Here is an 11,592-nt window from a genome sequence, read left to right on the forward strand (position 1 = left end):
CTGTACTGGCGGCGCATCTATTGTGGTGTTGTTCGTCACCACTTTAGTTTTCGGGTGTCCTGATGTCAAATAGCGGAATGGAGAAAGCACTCGAAACGGAAAAAAGGGGCCGGTCGTATGGCGGCGTGGCGCCCGAGGTACGGGCCGCCGAGCGGCGCGACGCGTTGATCCGCGCGGCGACGCGCGTGTTCGGCACGGTGGGTTTTCGCAAGGCGACCGTGCGGTCGATCTGCCAGGAGGCGAAGCTGAACGACCGCTATTTCTACGCGGCGTTCGACAGCACCGAGGATCTGTTGCGCTGCACCTATTTGCATCACGCGCAGCAGCTGCATGACGCGGTCGCGCAGGCGGTCGCCGCGCGCGGCGGCGATCTGCGCGAGCGTGTCGATGCCGGGCTCGCCGCGTTCTTCGCGTTCCTGCGCGACCCGTGCGCGGCGCGGGTGCTGCTGCTCGAAGTGATGGGCGTGAGCGCCGATACCGACATGACGTACCAGCGCATGCTGATCGACTTCGGCAAGCTGATCATGGCGATCGGCGCGCCGCGCGAGGCCGTGACGCCGGCGGAGCGCACCGAGCAGCGGCTGATCGGGCTCGCGCTGGTGGGCGCGATGACGAACGTCGGCGCGGCGTGGCTGCTGACCGACTATCGCGATCCGGAGGCGCAGATGATCGCGAGTTGCAGGAAGGTGTTGCTGGGGACGTTGGGGGACGCGGGCGGGTAAGGAGCGGTCGGCTATCCGTGCCTGGTGCGAGACTGAATTCAGACTATAATCGGTCTCATCCGATGTCCCGCAAAGGACGTATTCCATGAAATTCTCGACTCAAGTCAAGCCGATCAGCTATCTCAAGAGCCACGCGGCCGAGATCGTCAAGGACATCTCGGAGAGCCGCGAGCCCATGCTCATCACCCAGAACGGCGAGGCGAAGCTCGTCGTCATGGACGTCAAGTCGTACGAGGAGCATGAAGAGACCCTCGCGCTGCTGAAGCTGCTTGCGCTTGGCAATCGCGAGATCGACCAGGGTCACTTCCGTCCCGTCGAGGATGTCTTCGCCGACCTCGACAAGGACGACGCTCAATGACGTTGCGCGTTGTCGTTCTTCGCTCGGCGGAAGAAGATCTGAAAGCGTTGAAGCGTTATCTCCTGTCGAACTTCGGCTCGGAAACCTGGCAGGCCAGCTATGGCCAGATCAAGGACGCCATCGCATCGATTCGTGTTTTTCCGGCTCAGGGCAGGGTTCCGGACGAGCTTGCGCATATCAACCTCACTCAGTATCGCGAAGTCGTTGCCGGAATGAATCGCCTCATTTACGACGTGCGCGGCGACACGATCCATGTGCATATCGTGTGCGATACGCGCAGGGATCTGAAGTCGTTGCTCATGAGACGGCTGATGCAGGCGTATTGAACGCCGCCCCCGCGCTTCTTCGTTTTTTCGCTACTTCGAACGTGAGCGTCTTGTCGTGGGCGCTATCGGAATTTCCCCCAGCCTCGCCTTCATCGCGTCGATGAACGCCCGCACTTTCGGCGACGGCAGCCGCGTCGACGGATACACCGCGTGAATCCCGGCCGGCGCCGTGTGCCATCCCGGCAATAGCCGCACGAGCCGGCCGGCCGCGACGTCGTCCGCGGTCGAGAAATCCGTCAGCAATCCGAAGCCGCCGCCCGCGAGCACGATCGCGCGGCACGCGGTCGCGGTGTTCGACACGACCGGCGCGACACAGCGCACCGATGCGTGACCGCCCCGCGCGTGATCGAGTTCGAGCGTATGCGGGCGCGGCAGCGACGACAGCATCACGAACGGCAGCGCGGCGAGCGCATCCGGATCGCGCGGCAGCCCGTGCCGCGCGACGAACGCCGGGCTCGCGACCAGCCATTTCTCGTAGGTGCCGAGCTGCACCGCGCGATAGTTCGAATCGGCGAGGCGGCCGATGCGGATCGCGACGTCGAGGTTGTCCGCGACGAGATCGACGACGCGGTCGTTCGCGACGAGTTCGACGGCCAGCGCCGGATGCCGGTCGCGCAGCGCGACGACGGCCGGCGCGACGACCAGCGCGCCATAGTCGATCGGCACGCTCACGCGCAGCGTGCCGCGCAGCGGCCCGGCGTCGGACGATACCGCGTCGAGCGCAGCTTCGGTGGCGCGCACGATGTCGCGGCACGCGTCGTAGAACACGCGTCCGGCATCGGTCACGCTCAGCCGCCGCGTCGTGCGCACCAGCAGGTTCGCGCCGACCTCGGATTCGAGGCGCTGCATGTGCGTGCTGACGACCGTCTTCGCGAGACCGAGCCGCTCGGCCGCGGCCGTCAGCGAGCCGGCCTCGACCACCGCGACGAAGATCGCCAGCCGGTTCAGGTTCACGTCGCGCAGATCGGCCATCGTCGATTGTCCTATGAAAGCGGAGAATGTTTCCGCGATTATCCGTCTTCTGGCGACGAACGGCGAGCGCTACGCTGGAGCCGTTCGTCGCCGATCCCCGGCGGCGCGAGATTCCGGAGTGTTTCCATGTCTGCCGCCAGCAAGCCTGCCTCGCCGATCCGCGTCTATTCGTTCCTGCTGTCCGGGCACGCGCACCGCGTGCGGTTGTTCCTGTCGCTGCTCGGTCTGCCGTCGAAGACCATCGACGTCGATCTCGCGGCCGGCGCGCAGCGCGAACCGGCGTTTCTCGCGTTGAATCCGCTCGGGCAAGTGCCGGTGATCGACGACGGCGGCACCGTGATCGCCGATTCGAACGCGATCCTCGTGTACCTCGCGAAGCGCTACGGCGACGCACACTGGCTGCCGGACGATCCGGTCGGCGCGGCCGTGGTGCAGCGCTGGCTGTCGTACGCGGCCGGCCCGATCGCGTCCGGTCCGGCCGCCGCGCGGCTCGTGACGGTGTTCGGCGCGCAACTCGACTCGGACGCGGCCAAGCGCACGGCCGCGAAGGTGCTCGACGTGATCGATCGTGAGCTGGCCGGCAAGCCGTTCGCGGCCGGCGCGCAGCCGACGATCGCGGACATCGCCGCGTACACGTACATCGCGCACGCGCCGGAAGGCGGCGTGTCGCTCGAACCGTATCCGCACGTGCGCGCATGGCTCACGCGGATCGAGGCGTTGCCGGGCTTCGTCGCGATGCCGACGACGCGCGCGGGTCTGCTCGCCGCGTAACGCCCCTCGCCACCGCCGCTATCCAGGGAGAACGCGATGAACGCGCCGACCGCCGTCGTACCGGGTTGGGAACTCGATACCGCGCCGTTTCATGCGGGCGAGCTTGCCGTGCAGCAGCGCGCAGGCGTGACCGACGCAGCGAGCGCGGCCGGCCGGCGCGGGATCCGGCGCTTCATGCCGGACCAGCACCGGACGTTTTTCGCGCAACTGCCGTTCTTCGTGCTCGGCGGCGTCGATGCGCACGGCCAGCCGTGGGCGACGCTGCGCGTCGGCGAGCCGGGTTTCGTCACGTCGCCGGACGCGCGCACGCTGCGCATCGCGGCGCGCGCGCTGCCGGGCGATCCGCTGGCCGGCGCGTGGCAGGCGGGCGCACCGCTCGGCGGGCTCGGGATCGAATTCGATACGCGGCGGCGCAATCGCGTGAACGGCGTCGTGCGCGCGGTCGACGGCGATGCGTTGACGATCGCGGTCGAGCAGAGCTTCGGCAACTGCGCGAAATACATCCAGGGCCGCAAGCCGACCTTCGTCGCGCGCGACGTCGAGGCCGCCGCCGTGCCCGACGTGGCGGACGCGCTGAACGATGCGGATCGCGCGCTGCTCGCGCAGGCCGACACGTTCTTCGTCGCGAGCGCGAACACGTCGGCGGAGGCGGGCGCGGCGCGCGGCGCGGACGTGTCGCATCGCGGCGGGATGCCGGGCTTCGTGCGCGTCGACGATGCGCGCACGCTGACGACGCCCGATTTCAGCGGCAACCGGTTCTTCAACACGCTCGGCAACCTGCAGCACGATCCGCGTGCGGGGCTGCTGTTCATCGATTTCGACGGCGGCGATTTGCTGTATGTCGCCGCGCACGCGGAGATCGTGTGGGACGGGCCGGTCGTCGCGTCGTTCGACGGCGCGCAGCGCGTCGTGCGCTTTCATGTGCGGGAAGTGCGGCGCATGCGCGCGGTGCTGCCGTTTCGTTGGTCGGCGGTCGAGCGTGCGCCGCAGTTCTCGGCGATGGCGTCGGCATCGACGTCAGGCGCGGCAGTGGCATCGGTCGGAGCGGCGCCGTCCGCGGCTGCGCCTGCGGCGGCGCCCGCATGGCGATCGCTGCGCATCGCGAGGATCGTCGACGAAGCGCGCGCGATCCGGTCGTTCCATTTCGAACCGGCGGATGGCCGCGCATTGCCGGCGTACGAAGCCGGACAGCACCTGACGCTGCGCCTCGCGCTGCCGGACCGCGACGCACCGACGATCCGCAGCTACACGCTGTCCGACGCGCCGGGCGGCGCGCATTACCGGATCACCGTGAAGCGCGAAGGGCGCGTATCGGCGTGGCTGCACGATCACGCGCAGGCCGGCATGACGCTCGATGCGCAGATGCCGCGCGGCCGCTTTACGTTCGACCTCGCGAGCCCGCGCCCGGCCGTGCTCGTGTCGGCCGGCATCGGCATCACGCCGATGGTCGCGATGCTGCGCCGCGCCCTCGCCGACGGCACGCCGTCGCGCCGCATCTTGTTCGTGCACGGCGCGCGCGAAGCGGCCGACCGGCCGTTTGCCGCCGAACTGGCGCGCATCGCGGCCGTCGATGCACGCGTGTCGCTTCACTGGTTCGACAGTCGTCCCGACGAAGGCTCGGCCGCGCGGGCAGGCCGCATCGACGTCGGGCAACTGAAGCGGCTCCTGTCGTTCGACGATTACGATTTCTACCTGTGCGGGCCGGCGGCGTTCATGCGCGACCTGTACGACGGACTGCGCGCGTTGAACGTGCCGGACGAGCGCATTCGTTTCGAGGCGTTCGGGCCGTCGAGCGTCTCGCGCAGTGCGACCCGTGCGGCTGCCACGCCCGCGGCGGCGAGCGTGCCGGTGATGTTCCGGCGTACGGGGCGCGACGCCGCGTGGACGCCCGCCGACGGCACGCTGCTCGAATTCGCCGAAGGGCAGCGCGTGGCCGTGCCGTCCGAGTGCCGCGCCGGTTCGTGCGGCACGTGCGCGACGCGCGTGCTGTCCGGCGCGGTCGACTACGCGCAGACGCCCGATGCGCCGGTCGAACCCGGCTGCGCGCTGCTGTGCGTCGCACGGCCCGCGCAAGGGGCCACGGAGCCGCTCGTGCTCGACTGCTGATGCGCGTTGCGACGTGCCGCCGCGGATCGCCTGCCGCGCGAAAAGCGCGCGCAAAGGCTTCTTTTTTTCGGATGCCGCCAGGATCGACGATAGCGTCAACCGATTCGATGAAAGGATCCCATCGGCCCCGATGTCCGCGTTCCCGCCTCGCCCCGTCTCCCGTTCCGCCGGATTCCGCGGCCGTTCACCCGCCCCGGGGTAAAATGCGCGCCACGCCGCGATGTCGCGCGCCGGGCAGGCCGCCGTTCCGACGAACGGCCGGCGCCAGTGCCTGCCGCCCGCACCGGGGCGTTCGAAGCGTTCCCCGCATGACACGACCGCGCAATGCAGCCGGCCATCCGACCCGCCGTCGACGAACCTGTCGGCGGCTGCGTCGGTTCCGGCGCGTCATCCGAATCCGATGTCCCATCCTGCGTTGTTCCGACCGGCCGGCCCGCTTGCACGCCGCCCGGTCCGGTTCGTCCGATGAATATCGTGTCGACGCACGCGTGCGTCGACGGGCGCGGCGGTGCTGGCGGGCGCACGCTTCGCAGCTTCATGGCGGGTTTCCGGTTTCGACAGGGTCGAGTGGCAAGTTTTCCATCCAGAACAATGACGGTGAATAGAACAACAGCGGCGCCCGCACGGCGGCGGCGCCCGAAGGTCGGGCTCGGTGTGGGTCTCGGCGTCACGCTTTTCGCGGCGCAGGCTGTCGCGGCCCAGGGTGACACGCCCGCATCGGGCGCCGACGCGACCGGCAGCGCGACGCTGCCCGCGATCACGGTGAGCGGCGAGCGCGGCCACCCGTTGCGGGCGCGCGAAGCATCGGTCGCGGGGCTCGACGACGCGCCGCTGCACGACACGCCGGCGTCGGTGAACGTCATCACGCGCGCGCTGATCGACGATCAGCAGGCAAAGCGGCTGAGCGACGTCGTGCGCAACGATGCGTCGGTCGTCAACGACTATGCACCGGTCGGCTATTTCGAAGGCTTCGCGATCCGCGGCTTTCCGGTCGATCTCGCGAGCGCGATCCGGATCGACGGGCTGACGGTGTCCGGCGAGCAGAACGTGCCGCTCGAGAACAAGGAACGCGTCGAGATCCTGAAGGGGCTCGCGGGCATCGACGCCGGCGTCGTCGCGCCGGGCGGCGTGATCAACTTCGTGACCAAGCGCTCCGCGAACGTCGCGAGCGTGACGGGCGGCGTCGACAGCCGCGGCTCGACGTCGGCGGCCGTCGATCTCGGTCGCCGCTTCGGCCCCGACCATCAGTTCGGGTTCCGGATCAATGCGGCCAAGGAGAACATGCACTCCTATATCGACGGCACGAACGGGCGGCGCACGTTCGGCTCGATCGCCGCCGACTGGGACATCGGCCCGCGCGCGAGCCTGCAGCTCAATGCCGAATTCCAGCAGTGGATCCAGCGTTCCGCGCCCGGCTACCAGTTGCTCGGCGGCACCGTCGTGCCGTCGGTCAAGACGACGTCGAAGGCGCTCGGCACGCAACCGTGGGCGAAACCGGTGACGACCGATGCGCTGAACCTGAACGCGCGTTTCGACTACCAGTTCAACGACGACTGGAAGGCCTACGTCGCCGCCGGCCGCAGCCGCACGATGATCGACGACAACAGCGCGTTCGCGTACGGCTGCTATTACGCGGCGAGCTGTGCAGCCGGCGCGACCTCGCCGTTCTTCTTCGGTGCGAATGGCGACTACGACGTGTACGACTTCCGCAGCCCCGGCGAATACCGGCGCAACGACGATCTGCGCGCGGTCGCGACCGGCAAGTTCGCGACGGGCCCGCTGCGGCACGAGCTGACGCTCGGCGTGAGCGTGCAGCGCCGCGTCGTGCACATGGCCGACGCCGTGTACGACTACGTCGGCAGCGAGAATATCTACGGGCCCGACCTGACCTTCCCGCCGTCGCCGAATTCGCCCGGGCCGTCGTATCCGCGCCTCGACGCTTGGCAGTACGGCGTGTTCGGGCTCGACCGCATCAGCCTCGGCGAGCACTGGCAGGTGCTCGCGGGCGGCAAGGAAGTGCTGCTGCGCCAGCGCAGCTGGAGCAGCCTCGACGGCGACGCGACGCATACCGACCGCTCGGTGTTCCTGCCGCAGGTCGCGCTCGTCTACAAGCCGGTGAACGTGCTGTCGCTGTATGCGTCGTACAGCAAGGCGCTGTCGCTCGGCGATCAGGCGCCCGTGCGCGCGACCAACGCGTATGCGTTTCTGCCGCCCGTCGAATCGCACCAGATCGAGGTCGGCGCGAAATACGACTGGCTCGACCGGTTGAGCCTCACGGCCGCCGTGTTCTCGATCAGCAAGCCGTTCCAGTTCGCCGATCCGGATGCGTCCGGTACGTCCTACACGTTCGTGCAGCGCGGCACGCAGCGGCACCAGGGAATCGAGCTCGGCGCGGCCGGCCGCGTGACCGACCGGCTGGGGCTCACGGCCAGCGTCGCGGCGATTCGCGCCCGTGCATACGATTCGGGCTCGCCGGCCTACGAAGGGCACCAGATCATCAACGTGCCCGCGCTGCGCGCGTCGCTGTACGCGGACTACGCGGTGCCGGGTGTCGCGGGCCTGAACGTGCTCGGCGGCGTCGAGTACAGCGCGGCGCGCAACGCGAACGAGGAAGGCACCGCGCGCGTGCCGTCGTGGTTCGTGTTCAATCTCGGTGCGCGTTATACGACGAAGATCGGCGGCCATCGCACGGTGTTGCGCGTGTCGGTGGACAATCTGTTCAACAAGTTCTACTGGCGCGACGCAGGCGAACAGCAGGGCGATGCGTACCTGTTCCCGGGTGCGCCGCGCACCGCGCGTGTATCGTTGACCTATGATTTCTGATCGACCGGAGGCGGCCGCGTGACGCGCGGCTCCCGGCAGCCCACCAGGAGAGCACAGACGATGTCCCCACTCGAAATCGCCGGCGTGATCGTCAGCGCGCTCGCGATCTGGCTGACCGCGAAGCGGCGCATGCTGTGCTGGCCAGTCGGCCTCGCGTCGGTTGCGCTGTACGGCTGGATCTTCTTCGAGGCGAAGCTGTACTCGGACATGCTGCTGCAGGGCGCGTTCGCGGTGCTGCAGGTGTACGGCTGGCAGCGCTGGCTCGCGCAGCGCGCGAGCGAGGCCGGCAGCGGCACCGACGGCGAGGCGGCGCCGGCCGGCGATGTCGCGCCCGTCACCGGCGTGCGGCCGCTCAAGATGCTGCCCGACCTGATCGCGGCGGTCATCGGCAGCGCGCTGCTCGGCGGCATGATGGCGCGCTGGACCGACGCGGCGCTGCCGTTCGTCGATGCGTCGCTGACCGCATTCAGCCTCGTCGCGCAATACTGGACCGCGCGGCGTTACATCGCGTCCTGGGGGCTGTGGATCGTCGTGAACGTCGTGTACGTCGGGATGTTCGTGTTCAAGGAACTGTATCTGACGGCCGGCCTCTATGCGCTGTTCATCGGGCTGGCGGTCGTCGGCTGGCGCGACTGGAGCCGCACGGCCGCCGCATTGCGCGCGGCCGCCGGCGGCCCGCTCGCATCGGGTGGCGGCGCGCGCTGATCCGCGCGCGGATACAACTACGGAGCAACGTCGTTCATGTCATTCCCCCTCGAGCCCGACGGGCCCCTGTCGCGCGACGTGGCGCCGCCGCAATTCGGCGTGGACGGCGAGCAGGCCGAACGCGACTGGCCGCTGATCACGCACGACGAGGTGGTGGCCGTGCTTGCGCGGATCGACGGCGCGGGCGAGCCCGTGCGGCTGACGTGGCACAGCCCGCGGCAGTTCGCGGCTGCCGTGCTCGTGCGGATGGCGGACGGCCGCGGGTTGTTCGTCAAGCGGCATCACGCGAGCCTGCGCGATGTCGCGGGGCTCGAGGAAGAGCATCGTTTCATCGCGCATCTGCGCGAGCGCGGGATGCCGGTGGTGGACGTGCTGGCCGATCGCAACGGTGCGACCGCGTTCGCGTTCGGCGAGTGGACGTACGAAGTGCACGTGCTCGCACCCGGCGTCGATCCGTATCGCGGCGTGATGTCGTGGCAGCCGTTCACGCATCCTTCGCATGCGTATGCGGCCGGCCGCGCGCTGGCCGAGCTGCATCGCGCGTCGGCCGGCTACGATGCGCCCGCGCGGCCCGTGCGCACGCTGCTGTCGAGTTTTCGCGTGCTGTCGTCCACCGATCTGGCAGGGGCGCTCGAACGCTGGGTCGATGCGCAGCCGCTGCTCGTGCGCGCGCTCGGCTCGCGCGACTGGCGTGGCGACGTGGCCGACGCGATCGGCCCGTATCACGCGCGTCTCGTGCCGTTGCTGCCCACGTTGCCGCCGCTGTGGACGCATGGCGACTGGCATGCGTCGAACCTGCTGTGGACGGATGCGGGGCCCGGCGCACAGGTGCGCACCGTGCTCGATTTCGGCTTGTCGGACCGCACCTGCGCGGTGATGGACCTCGCGCTCGCGATCGAGCGCAATACGGTCGACTGGATGGCGCCGGCCGATGCGCGGCGCATCGAATACGAGCAGATCGACGCGCTGCTCGACGGCTACGAATCGCTCGAACCGCTGAGCGACGACGCGTATGCGGCGCTGGTCGCGCTGCTGCCGATCGTGCATACGGAGTTCGCGCTGTCGGAAGTCGCGTATTTCGGCTGCATCATCGATGCGCCGGCGATCGTCGACATCGCGTACGACGGCTACCTGATCGGGCACGCGCGGTGGTTCGGGGAACGTGACGGGCGGCAATTGCTCGGCTGGCTCTTGCAGCGGCGGCGGGCAAAGCAAGGGCGCGCCTGATCCGCGCGCGGGCCTGCCGCGCACGCGTGCCGATTCCTCGACGATCTGCAGTCTTCCGCGCGGCCACCGCACTGCACATTCAACCTTCCGCTTGATCTTCGGCGCGGCATGCCGTTCCCGCAGGGCGCCGCACGCCTGCGTGCTGCTGCGCCCAACATGACGGAAATATCATCTTCGCCTCATGTTCGCACTGCGGCCTGTCCGTAGCATCGGTCGCGAACCGTTATCGCAGAACCGAACATGCTCAAGCTCAACCTCGCCGTGGCCATCGTTTTCGCGATGGCCGCGACGGCTCGCGCGCAGCCGCCGCTGGCGCCGGGGCCGACCCAGGCCTCCGCGGGCGCCGCCGCGAGCGCGCCGATCGGCGCACCGCCATCCGATCCGCTGCCTGCGTCGTCGTTGACGCTTGCCGATGCGCTCGCGGTCGCGGCCCGGAACAATCCGGCGCTGCGCGGCGCGCGTGCCGACGTCGATGCGTCGGCCGGCGCACTGATGCAGGCCGGCGCACGCCCCAACCCCGAAGTGTCGTTCCTGCAGGAAGGCTTCAGCCGCGCCGAACGCACATCGACCGCGCTGATCAACCAGACCATCGAACTCGGCGGCAAGCGCCGCGCACGGCTCGACGTCGCGTCGTACGGCCGCGAGGCGGCGAGCGCATCGCTCGACGAGCAGGGCGCGGCCGTGCGCGCCGACGTGATCGCCGCGTTCTACGGGTTGCTCGCCGCGCAGCGCCAGCTTCAGGTGACCGAGGAATCGGCCGCGATCGCCGCGCGCTCGGCGGATCTCGCGGGCCGCCGCGCGCAGGCCGGCAAGGTGTCGCCGGTCGAGGCGACCAAGGCGCAGGTCGCGGCGGCCGGTGTGCGGATCGAAGTCGTGACCGCGCGCGGCCGTGTCGAAGTCGCACGCGAGAAGCTGAACGCGGTGATGGGCGAAGCGCGCGACGGCCGGCTCGCGGTGCGCGGCGACCTGGAAACCGTGCCGCCGGTCGCGCCGCTGTCCGCGCTGGCCGCGCGGCTCGACGACGCGCCGCTCGCGCGGGCCGCGCGCGCCGAGATGCTGCGCTCGAACGCGGCCGTGTCGCTGGAGCGCGCGCGGCGTATTCCGGACGTGACTGTCAGCGCGGGCGTGAAGCGCGTGACGACCGGCGGCGTGTCCGATAACCAGGCCGTCGTCGGCGTGTCGATCCCGATTCCGCTGTTCAACAGCAACAAGGGCGCGCTGCTCGAGGCGACGCACAAGGCCGAGCGCGCGAACGCCGATCTCGATCGCGAACGCACGCGCCTGCGGCTGGCGCTGACGCAGGCGTACGCGGATTTCGAGGCGGCCGAGCAGGAAGCGCAGCGGCTGAAATCCGACATCCTGCCGGCTGCGCGTCTCGCGCTCGATGCGATGTCGCGCGGCTACGAACTCGGCAAGTTCAGCTTCCTCGACGTGCTCGACGCGCAGCGCACGCTGTTCCAGGGGCAGTCGCAATACGTGCGTGCCCTCGCCGATGCCCATACGGCCCGCGCCGATATCGGCCGGCTCATCGGCACGCCGCTCGCGGCCGTCGCGCAATGAGCGCCTCTCTTACCTGAAGGAT

The 11,592-nt window shown here is 69.4% G+C and carries 10 protein-coding genes; 9 read left to right on the forward strand and 1 reads right to left on the reverse strand.

Going from position 1 to position 11,592, the window contains the following annotated elements; all coding sequences use genetic code 11:
* Positions 1–62 precede the first annotated feature (62 nt).
* From HWX62_RS06445 to HWX62_RS06455, 3 genes are all read left to right on the forward strand, one after another.
* Entirely contained in the window at positions 63–722 is a 660-nt protein-coding gene (locus HWX62_RS06445) for a TetR/AcrR family transcriptional regulator (RefSeq protein ID WP_175931899.1), read from the forward strand.
* Between the two features lie 85 nt (positions 723–807).
* Positions 808–1,080: a type II toxin-antitoxin system Phd/YefM family antitoxin gene (locus HWX62_RS06450; RefSeq protein ID WP_175931898.1), complete on the forward strand. Its 273-nt coding sequence runs from the start codon at positions 808–810 to the stop codon at positions 1,078–1,080.
* A complete protein-coding gene (locus tag HWX62_RS06455; protein ID WP_175931897.1) occupies positions 1,077–1,406 on the forward strand; it encodes a type II toxin-antitoxin system RelE/ParE family toxin in 330 nt (109 codons plus the stop codon). The genes HWX62_RS06450 and HWX62_RS06455 overlap by 4 nt, the downstream gene beginning before the upstream one ends.
* Positions 1,407–1,436: 30 nt before the next feature.
* On the opposite strand, the gene HWX62_RS06460 is transcribed toward HWX62_RS06455, so the two are convergent.
* Positions 1,437–2,378 carry a LysR family transcriptional regulator gene (locus HWX62_RS06460; RefSeq protein WP_175931896.1) on the reverse strand — a complete coding sequence of 314 codons (942 nt, stop codon included), beginning with the start codon at positions 2,376–2,378 and terminating at the stop codon, positions 1,437–1,439.
* Positions 2,379–2,504: 126 nt separating this feature from the next.
* Here HWX62_RS06460 and HWX62_RS06465 point away from each other — a divergent pair, with 126 nt between their 5' ends.
* From HWX62_RS06465 to HWX62_RS06490, 6 genes are all read left to right on the forward strand, one after another.
* Positions 2,505–3,149 carry a glutathione S-transferase gene (locus HWX62_RS06465; RefSeq protein ID WP_175931895.1) on the forward strand — a complete coding sequence of 215 codons (645 nt, stop codon included), beginning with the start codon at positions 2,505–2,507 and terminating at the stop codon, positions 3,147–3,149.
* 36 nt (positions 3,150–3,185) lie between these two features.
* Positions 3,186–5,255: a pyridoxamine 5'-phosphate oxidase family protein gene (locus HWX62_RS06470; RefSeq protein WP_175931894.1), complete on the forward strand. Its 2,070-nt coding sequence runs from the start codon at positions 3,186–3,188 to the stop codon at positions 5,253–5,255.
* Between the two features lie 591 nt (positions 5,256–5,846).
* Complete coding sequence (locus HWX62_RS06475) at positions 5,847–8,078, forward strand: TonB-dependent siderophore receptor (protein ID WP_175931893.1); 2,232 nt, start codon at positions 5,847–5,849, stop codon at positions 8,076–8,078.
* Between the two features lie 60 nt (positions 8,079–8,138).
* Positions 8,139–8,783 (forward strand): nicotinamide riboside transporter PnuC, encoded by a 645-nt coding sequence (gene pnuC / locus HWX62_RS06480; RefSeq protein ID WP_175931892.1) that lies wholly within the window; start codon positions 8,139–8,141, stop codon positions 8,781–8,783.
* A gap of 36 nt (positions 8,784–8,819) precedes the next feature.
* The gene (locus HWX62_RS06485; RefSeq protein WP_175931891.1) at positions 8,820–10,010 is read left to right on the forward strand and encodes a phosphotransferase; all 1,191 of its coding nucleotides are present in this window, start codon (positions 8,820–8,822) and stop codon (positions 10,008–10,010) included.
* Positions 10,011–10,250: 240 nt separating this feature from the next.
* Positions 10,251–11,570, forward strand: a complete 1,320-nt coding sequence (locus HWX62_RS06490) for a TolC family protein (RefSeq protein ID WP_175931890.1) — start codon at positions 10,251–10,253, stop codon at positions 11,568–11,570.
* Positions 11,571–11,592 lie beyond the last annotated feature (22 nt).

This window comes from Burkholderia sp. BCC0506 (assembly GCF_902833145.1).
Lineage (GTDB): Bacteria > Pseudomonadota > Gammaproteobacteria > Burkholderiales > Burkholderiaceae > Burkholderia.

Bases quoted from the DNA above. Each gene is read 5' to 3' on its own strand.
- HWX62_RS06445 (WP_175931899.1), top strand. From the start codon at position 63: ATGTCAAATAGCGGAATGGAGAAAGCACTCGAAACGGAAAAAAGGGGC.
- HWX62_RS06450 (WP_175931898.1), top strand. From the start codon at position 808: ATGAAATTCTCGACTCAAGTCAAGCCGATCAGCTATCTCAAGAGCCAC.
- HWX62_RS06455 (WP_175931897.1), top strand. From the start codon at position 1,077: ATGACGTTGCGCGTTGTCGTTCTTCGCTCGGCGGAAGAAGATCTGAAA.
- HWX62_RS06460 (WP_175931896.1), bottom strand. From the start codon at position 2,378: ATGGCCGATCTGCGCGACGTGAACCTGAACCGGCTGGCGATCTTCGTC.
- HWX62_RS06465 (WP_175931895.1), top strand. From the start codon at position 2,505: ATGTCTGCCGCCAGCAAGCCTGCCTCGCCGATCCGCGTCTATTCGTTC.
- HWX62_RS06470 (WP_175931894.1), top strand. From the start codon at position 3,186: ATGAACGCGCCGACCGCCGTCGTACCGGGTTGGGAACTCGATACCGCG.
- HWX62_RS06475 (WP_175931893.1), top strand. From the start codon at position 5,847: ATGACGGTGAATAGAACAACAGCGGCGCCCGCACGGCGGCGGCGCCCG.
- pnuC (WP_175931892.1), top strand. From the start codon at position 8,139: ATGTCCCCACTCGAAATCGCCGGCGTGATCGTCAGCGCGCTCGCGATC.
- HWX62_RS06485 (WP_175931891.1), top strand. From the start codon at position 8,820: ATGTCATTCCCCCTCGAGCCCGACGGGCCCCTGTCGCGCGACGTGGCG.
- HWX62_RS06490 (WP_175931890.1), top strand. From the start codon at position 10,251: ATGCTCAAGCTCAACCTCGCCGTGGCCATCGTTTTCGCGATGGCCGCG.